Source organism: Bacillus sp. AY2-1, from assembly GCF_008368965.1.
In the GTDB taxonomy this organism is placed as follows: Bacteria; Bacillota; Bacilli; order Bacillales; family Bacillaceae_G; genus Bacillus_A; species Bacillus_A thuringiensis_S.
On record NZ_QPEL01000124.1, the window covers coordinates 1 to 587 of the forward strand.

The window sequence follows — 587 nt, forward strand, 5'->3', positions numbered from 1 at the left end:
GCATCCGTATTTTGCGTTGCATCTACTAAGTCTTCTGCACCAACAAGTGGCAGTTCACTAATTGTAGCTAAATGTTTTACAACTGCTTCAATATATTCTGGATCTGCATTTAAGCCTGTACCAACTGCAGTTGCTCCCATATTTACTTCATATAGATGTTGACGTGATTGCTTGATACGTTTCATATCACGTTCAAGTACGCGAGAATACGCTTTAAATTCTTGTCCAAGACGAATTGGCACAGCGTCTTGTAAATGTGTACGACCCATTTTAATAACATGATCGAACTGCTCTGCTTTTAATTCAAATACATCGTGCATATAACCCATCGTTTGTAATAAGCCTTCTAATGCATTTAATGTTGCAATATGAATCGCCGTTGGGAATGCATCGTTTGTTGATTGCGCCATGTTTACATGACTATTTGGACTAATATAATGATAGTCTCCCTTTTCCATTCCTAATAATTCAAGAGCACGATTGGCCATGACTTCATTTGCATTCATATTCATTGAAGTACCTGCTCCGCCTTGGATTGGATCTACGATGAAATGATCATGCCATTTTCCATCAAGAATTTCTTGAGC

General features: G+C 38.2%; 1 protein-coding gene. It reads right to left on the bottom strand.

Features of this window, described 5'->3' with window-relative positions; all coding sequences use genetic code 11:
• The coding region (locus DN403_RS23915) for a lyase family protein (protein ID WP_240816979.1) at nt 1-587 on the bottom strand (587 nt) is incomplete at both ends.